Here is a 16,337-nt window from a genome sequence, read left to right as displayed (position 1 = left end):
GGCCGGTCTGGCCGGCCCCTTGAGTGGCGCAGCCTCTCGGTCTATATTCAACAAATGTTGAATATAGACATCAAGGTTGCTGACCTTCGTGTGGTCCGCGGCGGGACAGTTGTCATCCCCCAGCTCACGATCTCGGTGCAGCGAGGCACCGTCACGGGTCTCCTCGGTCCCAGCGGCTGCGGAAAGTCGACGCTGATTCGCGCAATCGTCGGGATCCAGGCCACTGCATCCGGCACCGTGACTGTGCTGGGCGGACCCGCCGGCACGCCCGAGACCCGCCGCCGAGTCGGATACGTGACGCAGGCCAGCTCGATCTACCCCGACCTGACAGTCATCCAGAACCTCCGTTACTTCGCGTCCCTGGCTGGCGCACCCGACTCCGCGATCCGTCAGACGCTGTCGGACGTGGGTCTCGGCGACAAGATCTCTGCACTCGTCGGCAACCTCTCCGGAGGTCAGCGGACCCGGGTGTCGCTAGCGGCGACACTGCTCGCCGATCCGGCCGTGTATCTGCTCGACGAGCCGACCGTCGGGCTCGATCCCATCCTGCGGCGAGATCTGTGGCAGCTGTTCGACGGTCTCGCAGAGGATGGCAAGACTCTGCTGGTCTCCAGCCACGTGATGGACGAAGCCGGCCGATGCGATCGAGTGCTGCTGATGCGGGAAGGCCGAATCCTGGCCGACGCGACTCCGGACGGGCTCCGCGCGCAGACCGGTCACCACGATCTCGAAGCAGCCTTCCTCTCACTGGCCGAGGGGGCAGCGGCATGAGGCGCACCTTCGCGACTGCGCGTCGGGTCCTCCAGCAGCTGAGCCACGACCCCCGCAGCATCGCCATGATCCTCGTCCTTCCCTCCCTCCTCCTGCTGCTGTTCAAGTACGTCTACGACGGCAATCCGACGGTGTTCGACCGGATCGGACCGCAGCTGCTCGGCATCTTCCCGTTCATCATCATGTTCCTGGTGACCTCCGTGACGATGGTGCGGGAGCGAACGTCCGGAACGCTCGAACGCCTGCTGACCACGCCGATCCGGCGCGGCGAGCTCATCGGCGGCTACGCCCTCGCATTCGGACTCGCCGCCCTCGGACAGGCTCTGGTCAGCTCGGCGGTGGCGATCTGGCTGCTCCAGATGGACGTCAAGTCGCCGTGGGCCATCGTTCTGTTCGCGGTGACCGACGCCGTGCTCGGCACGGCCCTCGGCCTGCTGATGTCGGCGTTCGCGGTCACGGAGTTCCAGGCAGTTCAGTTCATGCCGCTCGTGGTCATCCCACAGCTGCTGCTGTGCGGGCTGCTCACTCCGCGCGCCAGCATGCCGGACGTCCTGCGCTGGCTCTCCGACCTGCTCCCCCTGAGCTATGCCGCCGACGCGTTCCGCGACCTCGGCAACAGCGGCGACTTCACGTCTAGCCTGCAGATCGACCTGCTCGTGCTGCTCGGCTGCTGCACACTGGCCCTCGCCGGTGCCTCGCTGACGCTGCGGCGCCGCACACCGTGACCGGTCGCAGCAGGGGCCGACCGGCCTCCACCGACAAGATCGATCGCCGCACGGCGATCCTCGATCACGCCCGGGCGCAGTTCGCCGAGCGAGGGTTCGTCGGCACCTCCCTACGATCCATCGCTCGGGAGGCCGGCGTCGACGTCAGCCTGATCAGTCACTACTTCGGGGACAAGTCAGGCCTGCTCGTCGCGACGATGGAGCTGCCGGTGAACCCGGCCGCAAAGATCGCCCTGGTCATCGCCGACGGCCCCGATGGGATGGCGGAGCGCCTGATACGCACATTCCTGGAGTCGTGGGACCCTCACCGCGAAGTCTTCAGCGGGCTCGTCCGGACCACCCTGGGGTCCGGCGACGCCCAGGCGCCGATGCTGCAACTGGCCCGCAACATCCTGGTCACCTCCCTGTCCGAGGTCCTCGAGGGCGACGACCGTGAACTGCGCTCGACGCTGATTGCTAGTCAGCTGATCGGCCTGGCGCTGATGCGGTACGTCGTGAAGCTCGAGCCGATGTCCGCTGCGTCGGTCGACGACGTCGTCCGGAGCTATGCGCCCGCGCTGCAGACTGTCATCGACCGAACTGGGGCGGGGCCGTCCGCGCTGACCTGATCGTGCACGGTGCTCGACGCATTCTTGGCATCAGAGCGCACCGGCGAGGGTCCCGATCAGGGCGAACAGCGCGACGACGATCGAGATCGGAACGAGCCACAACGCCGCCAACGCAACTGTCACGGTCGTGCCGATCTTGGGCGGGGCGAAGTACTTGGCCCGGGGCAGGTCGCCGATTCCGTCGATCCAGCGGCCCGTCATCGCGACCCCACCCCAGACACCCTTGAGCCGGCTGAACACGCGCCAGCCGCCGCCGCCGGCGATCTGGCTCAGCGCTCCGCGGGTCTCATCGACCCTGTCGCTCAGGCTGATCATGATCCCGAGCTCGGTCGCGAGCTTGTCCGCGTCATCGACCGCGCGGATGATGCGATGACGACGGGCCCAGAATGCGCCGTTGACGACCGCCATGGCGAGCCCGGCGACCACGAACACCACTCCGACGCCCCCGCCGGTGAGCAGGCCGAGCGCCATGGTCGCCAGGATGAATGGCACGGGGGCCCAGGCGAGCAGCGAAGTCGGCACCTGCAAGACGCGCACTGCCACGGTGATGACGCCCGCTGCCCGGCGGGCGGCCTCGCCGGTCTGGGCGTCGACCCTCGAAGCGAGGTTGCCGACGGTGGCATTGGCCTGGGACCCGAGGGAGCGACGCTGGCGAAACTTCATCCATCCAGCCTAGCGACCCGGGCAGGTGCCCAGGGCTTCCAGCGCCAGCCAGCGGTCCTAGGCTGCACTCGTGGCCATCGCACTCTCCCTCCTGTCGGCGTTGGCATATGGCATTTCGGACTTTCTCGGCGGCATCTTCGCCCGACGCTCGTCACCGTGGCAGATCGCGGTCGTCGGGCAGACCTCTTCGGGCTTGTTCAGCCTGCTGGCTGCCGTCTCCGTCGCGGGCAGCCCGTCCTCGACCGACCTGGCGTACGGAGCCGTCGCCGGGATCGGCGGAGGGTTCGGCGCCGCCTTCCTGTACCGCGGATTGTCAACGGCCCGGATGGGTGTCGTCGCGCCCCTGTCGGCCATCGGCACCGCACTCATCCCGGTGGCCGTGGGACTGATCACCGGCGACCGACCGTCGACCCTGGCGCTGATCGGGGTCGTGTGCGCCTTCCCGGCGATCACGCTGATCTCGCGGGTCGTCGACAACAATCCTGCGCACCGGGGCGGAGTGATCGACGGCATCCTGGCCGGAATCGGCTTCGGCCTGCTGTTCACGTTCCTTGGCCAGGTCGGCAGCGATGCCGGGCTCTACCCGTTGGCCCTGTCCCAGGCCACCTCGATCCTCTCCGTGGTCGTGACTGCCACGGTGCTGCGCCAAGCCTGGCTGCCGCGAAACCGACAGGCGTGGCGGGCGGTCGTGATGGGCCCACTCGGTGCGACGGCGCAGGGTGCGTTCCTGTACGCAACCCACCACGGTCTGCTGTCGATCGTCGCGGTGATCTCCTCGCTCTACCCGGCCAGCACCGTTCTGCTCGCCGCGGTGCTGCTCCGCGAAAAGATCCACCGGTGGCAGGGCGTCGGCCTGGCCTTCGCAGCCCTCGCGGTCACGCTCGTCGCTGCCGGCTGACCCTGCGCGGTCACTTGAGGAACTTGCTGGTCGACCGATCCTTCAACGGTTTGCCGCCGGTCTGACAGGTCGGACAGTACTGCAACGAGGAATCAGCATAGACGACCTCGAGCACGGCGTCGCCGCACACGGGGCAGGCCTCGCCGGCTCGACCGTGCACCTGCATGCGCGTGCGCTTGTCATCCTTCAGGTCCTCGACCGGCTTGCTTCGGGCCTCCTGGACCGCCGCTCGCAGAATGTCCTGCACCGACGCCTCGAGCCGGACGATCTCGGCGTCCGTGAGGGTCTCGGCGATCGCGAACGGTGACAATTTCGCGGCGTGCAGGATTTCGTCGCTGTACGCGTTGCCCACGCCAGCGACGATCTTCTGATCGCGCAGCAGGCGCTTGACCTGCATGCGCCGCGCGAGCAGTGGTCGCAGCTCGAAGCCCGCCCCGAGCGGATCCGGGCCGAGCGCGGCTACGCCCTGCACCTCGGCCGGGTCGCGCACGACATACATCGCCAGGCCCTTGCGGGTCCCGGCCTCGGTGAGGTCGAAGCCGATCGTCGGCCCGTCGCCGCGATCCAGTCGGATCCGCGCCGCGATGTTGCTCGCTCCGAGCTTGAGCCGAGTATCGGGCAGGTCGTCGGACCAGCGCAGCCAGCCGGCCTTCGCCAGGTGGATCACGACATGGATGCCGTCGACATCGATGTCGATGAACTTCCCGTGCCGGCTCACCCCGGTGATCGACAGGCCGGACAGCGCCGCGACCGGCGGATCGAATGTCTTCAACACCGCGAAGGACGCCAGCTCGATGCCCGCGACGACGGCGCCGGTGATCTCCCGGTCGAGGAACTCGACGAGAGCGTTGACCTCGGGAAGCTCAGGCATGTCTCAATGATCGTGCTTGGCGAAGAAGTTTTCCATCGCCGGCCAAGTGGTTCGTCGGGCTGCCCGTCCCGTGAGCACACCCAGATGCCCACCCGGCGCCTGCGCGAGCTGGGCGTCCGGGGACGACGTGACCAGGTCGAGGAGGTGCTCGACCGCTGCGTGAGGAGCCAGGGAGTCGTTCATGCCGGCGACGACGAGCACCGGGACGTCGATGTCCGCCAGCCGCACGGCCCGACCGGCAAGCTCCATGGTGCCTGTCGCGAACTCGTTGCTGCGCATCATGACGTGGTAGAGCTGGCCGAACGTGCGGCCCGGATAGGCGTACATGTTCGACATGAATCGGTCGACGGACTCCAGCTGAGCGAGGAAGTCGCGGTCGTCGGCGTGCATCAGCATCGAGATCGGCTTGGTGAGGTACTTGTCGATGCTGGAGAGCTGGAAGCCCAGCCTGGTGAGCGGCGCAGGGACGCCACCCATCGCGCGATATGCCGGGGCGATCAGTCGACCACCGACCCGGTCGATCGGCCGCGCCAGGGCCAGCAGCGGCACCTCGCGCAGGTCGAACGGACTCGCCACCGCCGTCGCGGAGGCGAGCGGCAGCTCGGGATGAGCAGCGGCGGTGAACATCGTGAAGATGCCGCCCAGACTCCACCCGGCCGCGTGCACGGAGTCGGCACCCGAGTGCTCGGCCGCGATCTCGACCACGGCGGGCAGGACGGAATCAACCCAGTGCTCGATGCCGAGCCCGCGATGCGTGAAGCTCACCGGACCGTAGTCGACCAGATAGACCGGTCGCCCCTGCTCGACGAAGTACTCGATCAGGCTGCAGCCCCGCCGCAGATCGAACGCGATGGCCGGAGCGGCCAGCGGAGGGATGAGGAGCAGCGGCCTGCCCTGCGTCGGGACCCCGGAAGCGGCCGAGTAGCGGTACAGCGTGAAGGAGTCGCGGCGCTCGACGATGTCACGGGGCATGAACCGCAGGTCGGCGATCGGACGACGCTGCACCTTGTGAATGAGATTGGTTCGAATGGCGCCTAGATCGCGCGGAACCCGGATCGAGAAGGCCACTCCTCGATTGTGGCAGACCCCCAGCGGAGGACTTCCGCTCGCCGATCAACCTGTGAAGGTCAACCAGAGCAACGAGACGTTGAGCCCGATGACGATGGCGGCCACCAGACAAGCCGCTGCCGTGGTTCGGCGCAGATTGACGTGCTCCCCCATCACGTCTCGCCGCGCGGTGAGCACGACAAGTGGGACCAGCGCGAACGGGATGCCGATGGACAGCACGACCTGCGAGAGAACCAGCGCCCGGCTGGGCTCGGCGCCGAGTGCCAGCACGAGCAGCGCAGGGATCAACGTCACGACGCGGCGCACCAGCAACGGCAACCGAACACCGAGGAGACCCTGCATCACCTCAGCCCCTGCCGCGCTGCCGACCGAGGTCGATGCCAGGCCCGAGCCGAGCAGCGCGACCGCGAACAGCAGAGCGACCCCGACACCGAGCTCGGAGGTCACCACGGCATGCACACCCTGCAGGGTGTCGGTGCCAGGGAGCCCGTCGAGGCTGGCTGCCGCCACGACGAGCAGGGACAGGTTCAGCACACCGGCGAGGACCAGCGCCAGCGCGACGTCGGTCCGGGTCGCCGTGAGCAGCTCGCGGACGCTGAGTCCTTCACCCCGGCGTCCGAGTCGGGTGACAGTGAGGCTGGAGTGCAGGTAGATGACGTGTGGCATGACCGTCGCACCGATGATGCCGGAAGCCAGCAGCACGCTGTCGGCACCCTCGAACATCGGCACGAGCCCCCCAGCCAGAGCAGCGCCCTCGGGCGGATTGACGAACAACCCGGCCATGAACCCCACTGCGATGAGCGCGAGGAAGCCAACGATGACCCGCTCGAGCGCTGCTTGGCCCCGCAGGTCCCCGATCCGCAGCACGACCATCGCCACGGCCGCTGTGATGACGGCGCCGACCGTCAGGGGCAGGTCGAACAGCAGATTGAGCGCGATCGCCCCGCCGACCACCTCGGCCAGATCCGTCGCGATCGCGATCGCCTCGGCCTGCAGCCAGTAGGCGATGCGCGGGCCGGTCGAGAGCCGTTGGCCCATGTGCCCGGCCAGTGAGCGGCCCGTGACCATGCCGAGCTTGGCTGACAGGTACTGCACCAGGACCGCCATGGCGTTCGCCATCACGACGACCCACACGAGCGTGTAGCCGAATCGGGAGCCTGCCGTGACATTGGTCGCGACATTGCCCGGATCGACGTACGCCACGGCAGCGATGAAGGCAGGCCCCAGCAGGGAGACGCGCGGCAGCCTTCCCTTCACGAGCATGGCCACCAGCATTCCGTATCTCGCGACCGGAGTGCTCCGCGAGGTCGCGCGAGGCTCGAGCTGACCGCCCAGGCCAGGACAAGACGGACGGCGCCACCCCCGGGAGTACCTGGGATGGCGCCGTGTTCGTACAACCAGCTGTTACGAGGAGTAGACGCGGGTGGACCCACCCGAGCCGCCACCGCTGCGGCGACGTCCGCCGCCACCGCCGCGGTTGTTGCCGCCGCCCTGCGGACGACCGCCACCGTTGCCGCGGAATCCACCCTGCGGGCGACCCCCGCCACGATTCTGGCCGCCACCGTTGCCCGAGCTCCGAGCGCCCTGGCGCACGGAGGATGCGTGCGGAGCCTCGGTGCCGGCACCGGAGAGCGCCTCGGCAGTCATGGGCGACGGAGCGGTGCGGGCATCGTGGTGACGCGCCGTGACCCCGGCCTTGTTCTGCAGCTGCATGACATCACGCAGCGCCTCGGGCGTCGTCATCGTGACGACCGATCCGGACTCGCCAGCGCGGGCCGTACGTCCCGAGCGGTGCTGGTACGCCTTGTGCTCGGCGGGCGCGTCGTAATGGACGACAAGACCGATGCGGTCGACGTGGATGCCGCGAGCGGCGACGTCCGTGGCAACGATGACGCTCGCCCGGCCACTGCTGAACGCCTCGAGGTTGCGCTCACGGTGACGCTGGGACAGGTCGCCGTGCATGTCGACGGCTTCGATGCCGTTCTGCGTCAGCTGACGAGCCAGTCGCATCGCGCCGCGACGGGTCCGAGTGAACACAATGCTGCGGGGGTTGGCGCGGAGCAGGTCGAACGCCGCCTTGGACTTTTCGGTCGGCGCGCTGACGAGCACGTGGTGCTCCATCGTGTCGACGTGACTGTCCGCGGAGTCGACCTCGTGCAGCACGTGCTGCGGCAGGTGGCGCTTGACGAGCTTGTTGACGTCTCCGTCGAGCGTCGCCGACAGCAGCAGCCGCTGGCTCGACTCGGGGGTCCGGTTGAGGATCGCGTCGATCGGCTTGTAGAAGCCGAGGTCACACAGGTGGTCGGCCTCGTCGAGCACGGTGATCTCGATGTCGTCGAGCGTCATGCAGCGACGGTCGAGCAGGTCGGTCAGGCGACCGGGGGTTGCGATGACGATGTCGACACCGTTGCGCAGCGTGCTGATCTGCTTGTTGATCGGGACACCGCCATAGACCGTGGTCAGCCGCAGGCCCATCTTCTGCGCGAGCGGCTCCATGGCCGCCCGCACCTGGGTCGCCAGCTCACGGGTCGGGAGCAGGATCAGGCCGCGGGGGGCCTTGGGACGGCTCGTGCGGCCGGCGAGCCCGACAAGTACCGGCAGGCCGAAGGCCAGGGTCTTGCCTGAGCCGGTGCGGGCGCGGCCCAGCACGTTGCGTCCCGCGAGCGCGTCGGGGATCACCGCAAGCTGGACCGGACTGGGGTTGACGATCTCCTGGCGCGCCAACGCGGATACCAGCGAGGCGGGGAGGTCGAGGGTGGAAAAGGTGGGCAGCACAGAGCTGCCTTCAGGCTTGGTCAAAGAACTCACAGACGATTCGGGAAAGAATGCCCGATATCCATTTCACGCGGATTCGCGCTACTTCGTCGGGCCGGAACAGCGCCGGACTGGCGCGTTCACGTATTCACATATTAACAGTCGCCCGTCGCTGACGACGAATTGTGTGACGCCGCTCTCAAGCGACCAGGTCCGCGTAGTCGGGGTGCTCGTCCACAAACTGCGCCACGTAGCTGCACTCGGGGACGATCTTCTTGTTGCGCTGACGTACGTCGTCCAACGCCTCGCTCACCAGCACGGAGGCCAGACCCTGGCCCTCGTACCCATCGAAGACCACGGTGTGCGGGAATGTGACGATCCCGTCGTCCTCGAGGGCATCGGTGAATCCAGCCAAGGCCCCGTCGACGTTGATCTCGTAACGCTTTTCGTCGGTGTTGTGCACGACCTGTTTGCTCATGGTCCGGTCAACGCTCAGGCGAGCGTCAAGATTCCTAGCACACCAACCGAGATGGCCAGCGCGAGAGAGATCGCGATGAGGATCGTGTGCACCCGCAGGAAGGTCGTCGGCGCTCCTCCTGCGTCGTGCGAGCGCTCGTCCTTGCGGACCCGCTTGAGGAACGGCGGCCAGATGACGAAGTTCCAGATCGCGGTGACGAGCAGCACGAGCGACCAGGCAAGGGGAAGATCCATGGCCCGATTGTCCCGCAGCGCGATCAGCCGCCAACCACCAGGTCGTCCAGTGGTCGCGGCACTCGGTCGCTTTCAAGATCCATGTCGCACCCACGCTTCACGCCAGGTGGGATCAGGCGGAGGTGAGGATCCCGAGCGCCGAGGTGAACAACGCCAGGCCGTCCGTGCCGGGTCCGGTCAGGTCCTCGACGGCGTGCTCGGGGTGCGGCATGAGGCCCACGACATTTCCGCGCTCGTTCGTGATGCCGGCAATGTCGCGCAGCGATCCGTTCGGGTTGACGTCGAGGTAGCGGAACACGACCCGACCCTCGCCCTCGAGCCGGTCCAGCGTCTCCTGATCGGCGACGAAGCCACCCTCGCCATTCTTGAGCGGCACGACGATCTCGTCACCGACTGACAAGTCCCCGGTCCACGCGGTCGAGGCGTTCTCGACCTTGAGCTTCTGGTCACGGCAGATGAAGGTGCGGTGATCGTTGCGGATCAGTGCGCCGGGAAGCAGGTGCGACTCGCACAGGATCTGGAAGCCATTGCAGATGCCGAGTACGGGCATGCCACCCTTCGCAGCCGCGACGACCTCGGTCATGACCGGCGCAAAGCGGGCGATGGCGCCGCAGCGCAGATAGTCGCCGTAGGAGAATCCCCCGGGCAGGATGACTGCGTCGACGCCCTGGAGTTCGTGATCACCGTGCCACAGCGCGACCGGCTCACCGCCCGCGATGCGTACAGCCCGTTGGGCGTCCAGGTCGTCGAGCGAGCCCGGGAACGTGACGACGCCGATCTTCACGCGCCGGCTCCGGCAGCGTCCTCGACCCGCACCGCGTAGTCCTCGATCACCGGATTGGACAGCAGCGTGCCAGCGAGCTGGTGGATCTCGGCGAGGGTCTCCTCGTCGGCGGCGTCGACCTCGAGCTCGAACCGCTTGCCCTGCCGGACGTCCGTGACGGCGTCGAAACCCAGCCGCGGCAGGGCGCCGTGAACGGCCTTCCCCTGCGGGTCGAGAATCTCCGGCTTCGGCATGACATCGACGATGACGCGGGCCACTGGCGCTCCTTGAGTGTCGTGAGGCCCCGATCCTACCGGCGCCGTCCGTGTCACTGCAGCGGCCGGGGGTGCGGCCTCCGCAGCTTCGGATCCCTTTCACCGACGGGGAACGTAGAGCGACCGATTGTCTCCATACCAACCAATTCCCGTCGCCCACCAATTATCGTGAGGCCAGCGCGCGGTTCTCGCGCTCGCCTGAATCACCGAAGCCAATCTTGCGAGGAACCGCATGCGTCGACTCTTCCTGGTCCTCATGGCCACTGTTGCCGCGCTGGCCGTGGTCGTCCCGGCGGCCCAGGCGGACGAGACCGCACCAGCCCCGACCACGAACGACACGACCAACACCTCACCCGGACCCGATGCGCCACCCGCGGCGGATCCACTGGACACCTCGGAGTCGCAAGCGCCGATGTCCACCTTCACCACTCCCGGAAGAACCGAAGAGCAGTGCATGGGTCCGAAGTTCACCAGCACCAGCTCCGATTCGGCCGTCGCCAATCGGCTCATGGAGGGCTACGTCGCTATCCCGACCTTCCGCGAATGGAAGTTGCCGGTCGACAACGCCCACCACGCAGCGGAGGACTTCGCGAATCTCACCTGGCGCGAGAATCCCTTCGCCAACAACAACTGGGTCTTCAACTTCCAGACGCTCCGCTGGGTCGATGTGCTCCGTCGGGTGGGACTCGCCACCGACAATGCCGAGATGCTCCAGCGCTACGAGGACATCGTCCACGACTGGATCAGGAACAACCCCTACAACAGGCCCCGGTCGGTCTACTCGTGGTACGACATGTCCGTCGGTGTCCGATCTATCGGCCTCGTCTGCGCCACGACCGCGATCGACGAGAACGATCCAGCCAACGCGTGGCTGAAGGACGCACTGGCCAGTCACGCGACGTCCCTCATGGACGAGAAGCAGTACCGCGTGGTCGGCAACCATGCCCTGCACCAGAACATGGGACTGCTGGCGCTTGCCTGCCACGACGAGATCCCGCAGGCGACGATGCAGGACACCGCCGTCAAGCGGTCCAACACCCTCCTCGAGCGGTCTGTCGACACGCAGGGCGTGTCGGACGAGGGCTCGATGCTGTATCAGGATCTCAACCGGCGCTGGTACCTCGAGCTCAAGACCAGGCTAGAGCTGTGCGGCGTGGGCATCGACCCGATCTTCGGCCGCGTCGACAAGATGGCCGACATCCTGGCCCAGGCCACCCAGCCCGACGGCAATCTCGTCGCCTTTGGCGACACGTCCGCCCGGACGAAGGCGAGCAGCCTCCCCGGCACCGTCGCTGAGTACGCCACCACTGGCGGCGTGTGCTCGATCCCCCTCGACGGCACGAGCGACTGTCGGAAGCCAGGCACGTACAGCGTCTACCGCAGCGGCGGCTTCGCGTTCTCTCGAACCGGCTGGTTCGACACACAGACCGCGAGCCAGCAGTCGCTGGCCGCCATTCGCTTCGGGATTGGGCGCAAATACCGCGTCCACGGTCAGCAGGATGCCGGCAACCTCAACTACTCTGCGCTCGGCAGGCAGATCTTGTGGCAGCCCGGCGTGTATGGCGGAGGTGGCGGCGCGCCCCGCAGCTACGTGGTCAGGAATGACTCGCACAATGTCGTCGACATCCCTGCCACGACGTATGACGACGCCGCCACCACCTACCTCTCGGTCGCGAATACGAGCACCAACGCCGACCTGTTCAGCGTCCGCACCACCGCCCTCCGAGGTGCGGTGTGGAAGCGCACCGTGATCCATGCGAAGAAGGCGAACTTCCTGCTGGTCGACGACTACGTGACGCAGTCGAAGTCCCGCACCGTCGTCCAGCGCTGGCACCTGGCCGCCGATCGCAAAACGTCGATCAGCAAAAACCGTGTGGCGACCTCCGGAACCGGATCGAACCCGGTGATCCTCTGGGTCGGCACGACACCCCGGCTCTCGGTCGTCAGGGGTCAGACCAACCCTTTGCTCGGCTGGCGCAGCGAACGGGTCAACTCGTTCATCAAGACCCCAACGGCACAGGCGTCGATCGTGGGCAAGGCTGTACGTCTGACGGCGCTCGTCATCCCCCGTCCCTCCAACGTCTCGAGCAGGGACGTCAGGGTGATCAGCACCAGGCTCAGTGGCAGCTCGCGGCGCGTGGACGTCAAGATCGGCACGAAGAGCTTCCGGCTGGTTTACACCTCCTCGACCGTGAGCGTCCGGGAGCTCTGACCGGGGCCTCGCCAAGGAGCGTGCAGCTCAGCTGAGCTCGCGCTTGAGGATCTTGCCGGTGCTGGTCATCGGCAGCTCGTCGATGAATTCGACGATGCGGGGGTACTTGTAGGCCGCAAGCTGCTCCTTGCCCCACGCCATGAGATCGGCCTCGCTGACATCGTCGTGATCCTTGTTCCTGACCACGACGGCCTTGATCTCCTCCCCGTGCGACTCGTGTGGCACACCGATCACAGCAACCAACGACACGGCCGGGTGCTCCATGAGGATCTCCTCGATCTCCCGCGGATAGACGTTGAATCCTCCGCGGATGATCATGTCCTTGGACCGGTCGACGATGTAGTAGAAGCCGTCCTCGTCCTTCTTCGCCAGATCGCCGGAGCGGAACCAGTCATCACGGATCGCCTCGGCGGTCGCCTCGGGGCGGTCGTAGTAGCCCTTCATGATGTTGTGGCCCTTGATGGCGATCTCGCCCACCGCATCGGGGCCATCGGCCACGTCGGTCCAGTCCTCATTGATGAGCTTCATCTCGACACCGGGGATCGGCACGCCGATGGACCCCACTCGAGGCTCCTCGCCGAACCGGGAGAACGAGGCCACGGGGGAGGTCTCGGACAGCCCGTAGCCCTCGAGGATCGTCACGCCAAAACGGTCCTTGAACTGGCGGTGGATGTCGACCGGGAGCGCTGAGCCACCCGCCGCCGCGACGCGGAGATTGGCAGCGAGCTTCTTGACGTCGACGCTGTCGTCGAGTGCGCCGAGCAGACCCCAGTACATCGTCGGCACTCCAGCGAAGAACGTCACGTCATTGGCCAGCATCAAGCCGAGCGCCGCCGTGGCCTCGAAGCGGGGCAGCATCACGACGGTGCCGCCGAACGCGATCGCGCCGTTCTGGATCACGGTCTGACCGAACGAGTGGAACAGCGGGAGGACACACAGATAGGTGTCGGGACGTTCGGCATCGGCGCCGAACAGGTCGGTCCCGGCCAGGGCGTTGTCGCGCATGTTGCGATGCCGCAGCTCGGCACCCTTCGGCTGACCCGTCGTGCCGGAGGTGTAGAGGATCACGGCAGTGTCGTCGTCGTCGCGTTCGACCGTCTGGAACGTCGGCGGCTGCTGGGCGACGAGCGGGCCGTAGAACTCCGGCGGCTCCATCGGCTCGGGCTGCTGCGAGTCGAGCTTGATCAGGAAGAACTCGGTGCACGAGTCGGTCGCCTGGAAGCCCTCCCAGGCGGCATCACCGATCGGCAGGTCAGGCGTGCCCTCGAAAGCGAAGTACGCCTTCGCGTCGGAATCGGCCAGGTGATACGCCACCTCGCGTGGCTTGAGCAGGACGTTGAGCGGTACGACCGTCGCGCCGGCCTTGAGGATGCCGTAGTAGATGATCGTGAAGTACGGCAGGTTCGGACACGACAGCGCCACCTTGTCGCCCGGCTCGATGCCGCGCGAGACCAGCAGGTTTGCGACCTGGTTGGCGGCGCCGTTGACCTGCGCGTACGACAGACGCGTGTCGCCGAAGACGATCGCCGTCCGCTCGGCATGGGCATCGGTGGACTGCTCGAGCATGGCGGCAAGATTGGCCACGGTGTCTCCTCGGAGTATGTGACGGGCCTCTCACCATACCGGGGGCGTCCCGACACCGCCCCGCGCCAAGGCGACGGTCAGAACTTCTCGCCGGTCAGCTGTTCGTACGCCTGGACGTAGCGCTCGCGTGTGCGGTCGACGACCTCTGCGGGCAACGACGGCGGCTGCCGGTTGCTCGACCGATCCCAGCCGCTCTCGGGCGAGATCAGCCAGTTGCGCACGTACTGCTTGTCGTACGACGGCTGCGCCCGGCCCACCTGATAGGCGTCGGCCGGCCAGAATCGGGATGAATCCGGGGTCAGCACCTCGTCGCCCAGCACCACCGTTCCGTCCGGTCTGGTACCGAACTCGAGCTTGGTGTCAGCCAGGATGATCCCGCGGGAGCGGGCGACCTCGTCGGCACGGGCATAGATGCGCAGGGTCAGGTCGCGCAGTGTCTCGGCACTCTCGGCGCCGATCGTCTCGGTGACCTGCTCGAACGAGACATTCTCGTCGTGCTCGCCCATCTCGGCCTTGGTCGCGGGGGTGAAGATCGGTTCGGGTAGCCGGGAGCCGTCCACCAGCCCGGCCGGCAGCGGCACCCCGCAAATCTCGCCACTCGCGTCATAGTCGATCAGACCTGAGCCGGTCAGATAGCCGCGCGCAACGCACTCGACCGGGTACATCTGGAGCCTCTCCACGATGAGGGCCCGCCCTCGGACCCCTTCGGGCACCGAGGTCGACACGACGTGGTTCGGCACGATGTCGGCGAGCTGATCGAACCACCACAGCGACATGCGAGTGAGGATCTCGCCCTTGTCGGGGATGCCGGGGGTCAGGACGAAGTCGAACGCCGAGATGCGGTCGGAGGCGATCATCAGGAGGTTGCCACCCTCGACCTCGTAGAGGTCACGCACCTTCCCCGAGTGCAGGTGGCGGGCTCCGGGAATGTCTAGTGGCACGCGCCCAGCGTAGTGCCGGCAGACGATCAGGCGAACGCCACTGCCGCGAGAGCGCCGATCACAAGCAGGACCGTGCCGAGCGCCACGAGCCCGACCACGAGCCGGCTGGCGATGTCGTCGACCTCGGCGAGTCGTGCCCGCGAAGGATCCTGCGGGTCGACCAGGATCTCGACCTCGGCTCCAGCGGTGTACGCCGCACCGACCGGCGCCTGCAGTCGAAGCCGACGCCCGTCCGGGGTGCGGTACTCGATTCGGGTGCGATCGATCGCATCGACGACGGTCCCGGTCACGGGCAACCACCCGCCGGGCAGCAGTCCGAGCGCGGCTCTGCGCCGCAGCCCCCAGCCGACCAGGACGGCCCCGAGGACGAGGAGGGCGACCGGGATCAGCGTGAGCGACACATCCCAAGCCTAGGTTGCAGGCCCAACGAGGCAGGTCACAGGATCGAGCCCGGAGAGTATGCCGCTGCCTGCGGATTGGCAGCCAGGAGCTCTTCGACCCGGGCGACGACGGCGCGCACCTGACTGACCGCGGCACCCGTGAAGTCGATCGGCGACGCGACCAGCGTGGCGAGGTCGGCCTCGGACAGGCCGAGGCGCTCGTCGGCCGCCAACCGGGCGAACAGGTCGTTGTCAGCGGCGCCCTTCTCTCGCATCTCCAGAGCCACTGCGACGGCGTGCTGCTTGACCGCTTCGTAGGCCGTCTCGCGGCCGACGCCGTGACGCACCGAGGCCATCAGGACCTTCGTCGTCGCGAGGAACGGGAGATAGCGGTCGAGCTCGCGTTGGACCACCGCGGGAAACGTGCCGAACTCGTCGAGCACCGTCAGGAAGGTCTCGAAGAGTCCGTCGGCGGCATAGAAGGCGTCTGGCAGGGCGACGCGTCGGACCACCGAGCACGAGACATCGCCCTCGTTCCACTGGTCGCCCGCCAGCTCGCCGATCATCGAGACGTATCCACGCAGAATCACGGCGAGGCCGTTGACCCGTTCGCAGGAACGGGTGTTCATCTTGTGCGGCATCGCGCTGGAGCCCACCTGACCGGGACGGAAGCCTTCGGTGACGATCTCGTTGCCGGCCATCAGCCGAATCGTGGTCGCGAGATTCGATGGCGCGGCGGCCAGCTGGACCAGCGCCGTGACGACGTCGTAGTCCAGCGATCGCGGGTAGACCTGACCAACACTGGTCAGGACCTTGTCGAATCCGAGATGTCGCGCGACGCGCTGCTCGAGCTCGGCGAGCTTGGCCTCGTCACCGCCGAGCAGGTCGAGCTGGTCCTGGGCCGTGCCGACCGGACCCTTGATGCCCCGCAGCGGATAGCGGGCGATCAGGTCGTCGAGGCGGTCCATCGCGACGAAGAGCTCGTCGGCGATCGTCGCGAAGCGCTTGCCGAGCGTCGTGGCCTGGGCCGCGACGTTGTGGCTGCGACCGGCCATCACCAGCTCGGCATGCTCGGCAGCGAGGCGGCCGAGCCGGGCGAGCGTGGCCACGCCG

The 16,337-nt window shown here is 67.2% G+C and carries 18 protein-coding genes; 5 read left to right on the top strand and 13 right to left on the bottom strand.

Features of this window, described 5'->3' with window-relative positions; all coding sequences use genetic code 11:
- Positions 1-54 precede the first annotated feature (54 nt).
- From WB461_RS08135 to WB461_RS08125, 3 genes are read left to right on the top strand one after another with little or no spacing between them, the layout of a single operon-like run.
- Positions 55-771, top strand: coding sequence for an ABC transporter ATP-binding protein (locus WB461_RS08135; RefSeq protein WP_423852230.1), 717 nt, complete (start codon positions 55-57; stop codon positions 769-771).
- Positions 768-1,496 (top strand): ABC transporter permease, encoded by a 729-nt coding sequence (locus WB461_RS08130; protein ID WP_423852229.1) that lies wholly within the window; start codon positions 768-770, stop codon positions 1,494-1,496. The genes WB461_RS08135 and WB461_RS08130 overlap by 4 nt, the downstream gene beginning before the upstream one ends.
- The gene (locus tag WB461_RS08125; protein ID WP_423852228.1) at positions 1,493-2,104 is read left to right on the top strand and encodes a TetR family transcriptional regulator; all 612 of its coding nucleotides are present in this window, start codon (positions 1,493-1,495) and stop codon (positions 2,102-2,104) included. Before WB461_RS08130 ends, WB461_RS08125 begins: the two co-directional genes overlap by 4 nt.
- Positions 2,105-2,134: 30 nt before the next feature.
- Here WB461_RS08125 and WB461_RS08120 read toward each other — a convergent pair whose 3' ends face one another.
- On the bottom strand, positions 2,135-2,767 hold the full coding sequence (locus tag WB461_RS08120) for a hypothetical protein (protein WP_423852227.1): 633 nt from the start codon (positions 2,765-2,767) through the stop codon (positions 2,135-2,137).
- 70 nt (positions 2,768-2,837) lie between these two features.
- On the opposite strand from WB461_RS08120, the gene WB461_RS08115 reads away from it, so the two are divergent.
- On the top strand, positions 2,838-3,665 hold the full coding sequence (locus tag WB461_RS08115) for an EamA family transporter (RefSeq protein WP_423852226.1): 828 nt from the start codon (positions 2,838-2,840) through the stop codon (positions 3,663-3,665).
- A gap of 10 nt (positions 3,666-3,675) precedes the next feature.
- Here the strand turns inward: WB461_RS08115 and WB461_RS08110 are convergent, their stop codons facing one another.
- The 8 genes from WB461_RS08110 to purS all read right to left on the bottom strand — a co-directional run bounded on the left by WB461_RS08110 (position 3,676) and on the right by purS (position 10,110).
- Positions 3,676-4,536 carry an Fpg/Nei family DNA glycosylase gene (locus WB461_RS08110; protein WP_423852225.1) on the bottom strand — a complete coding sequence of 287 codons (861 nt, stop codon included), beginning with the start codon at positions 4,534-4,536 and terminating at the stop codon, positions 3,676-3,678.
- Positions 4,537-4,539: 3 nt separating this feature from the next.
- On the bottom strand, positions 4,540-5,604 hold the full coding sequence (locus WB461_RS08105; RefSeq protein WP_423852224.1) for an alpha/beta fold hydrolase: 1,065 nt from the start codon (positions 5,602-5,604) through the stop codon (positions 4,540-4,542).
- A 45-nt stretch (positions 5,605-5,649) separates the two neighbouring features.
- The gene (locus tag WB461_RS08100; protein WP_423852280.1) at positions 5,650-6,831 is read right to left on the bottom strand and encodes an Nramp family divalent metal transporter; all 1,182 of its coding nucleotides are present in this window, start codon (positions 6,829-6,831) and stop codon (positions 5,650-5,652) included.
- Between the two features lie 177 nt (positions 6,832-7,008).
- A complete protein-coding gene (locus WB461_RS08095) occupies positions 7,009-8,379 on the bottom strand; it encodes a DEAD/DEAH box helicase (protein ID WP_423852223.1) in 1,371 nt (456 codons plus the stop codon).
- 178 nt (positions 8,380-8,557) lie between these two features.
- Positions 8,558-8,836 (bottom strand): GNAT family N-acetyltransferase, encoded by a 279-nt coding sequence (locus tag WB461_RS08090; protein WP_423852222.1) that lies wholly within the window; start codon positions 8,834-8,836, stop codon positions 8,558-8,560.
- Positions 8,837-8,850: 14 nt separating this feature from the next.
- Positions 8,851-9,069: an SCO4848 family membrane protein gene (locus WB461_RS08085; RefSeq protein ID WP_423852221.1), complete on the bottom strand. Its 219-nt coding sequence runs from the start codon at positions 9,067-9,069 to the stop codon at positions 8,851-8,853.
- Between the two features lie 112 nt (positions 9,070-9,181).
- On the bottom strand, positions 9,182-9,853 hold the full coding sequence (gene purQ, locus WB461_RS08080; protein WP_423852220.1) for a phosphoribosylformylglycinamidine synthase subunit PurQ: 672 nt from the start codon (positions 9,851-9,853) through the stop codon (positions 9,182-9,184).
- Positions 9,850-10,110 carry a phosphoribosylformylglycinamidine synthase subunit PurS gene (gene purS / locus WB461_RS08075; protein WP_423852219.1) on the bottom strand — a complete coding sequence of 87 codons (261 nt, stop codon included), beginning with the start codon at positions 10,108-10,110 and terminating at the stop codon, positions 9,850-9,852. Before purS ends, purQ begins: the two co-directional genes overlap by 4 nt.
- Positions 10,111-10,339: 229 nt before the next feature.
- On the opposite strand from purS, the gene WB461_RS08070 reads away from it, so the two are divergent.
- Complete coding sequence (locus WB461_RS08070) at positions 10,340-12,319, top strand: heparinase II/III domain-containing protein (RefSeq protein ID WP_423852218.1); 1,980 nt, start codon at positions 10,340-10,342, stop codon at positions 12,317-12,319.
- Positions 12,320-12,346: 27 nt separating this feature from the next.
- On the opposite strand, the gene WB461_RS08065 is transcribed toward WB461_RS08070, so the two are convergent.
- The 4 genes from WB461_RS08065 to WB461_RS08050 all read right to left on the bottom strand — a co-directional run.
- Complete coding sequence (locus WB461_RS08065; RefSeq protein WP_423852217.1) at positions 12,347-13,903, bottom strand: long-chain-fatty-acid--CoA ligase; 1,557 nt, start codon at positions 13,901-13,903, stop codon at positions 12,347-12,349.
- 77 nt (positions 13,904-13,980) lie between these two features.
- Positions 13,981-14,844, bottom strand: coding sequence for a phosphoribosylaminoimidazolesuccinocarboxamide synthase (locus WB461_RS08060; protein WP_423852216.1), 864 nt, complete (start codon positions 14,842-14,844; stop codon positions 13,981-13,983).
- 26 nt (positions 14,845-14,870) lie between these two features.
- Entirely contained in the window at positions 14,871-15,245 is a 375-nt protein-coding gene (locus WB461_RS08055) for a DUF3592 domain-containing protein (RefSeq protein ID WP_423852215.1), read from the bottom strand.
- A 35-nt stretch (positions 15,246-15,280) separates the two neighbouring features.
- On the bottom strand, positions 15,281-16,337 hold a 1,057-nt coding region (locus tag WB461_RS08050), incomplete at its 5' end, for a lyase family protein (protein WP_423852214.1).

The organism is Aeromicrobium sp. (assembly GCF_049587115.1).
Lineage (GTDB): Bacteria > Actinomycetota > Actinomycetes > Propionibacteriales > Nocardioidaceae > Aeromicrobium.
The sequence above is the reverse complement of the archived record's forward strand: the minus strand, read 5'-3'. Positions and strand labels throughout refer to the sequence as shown.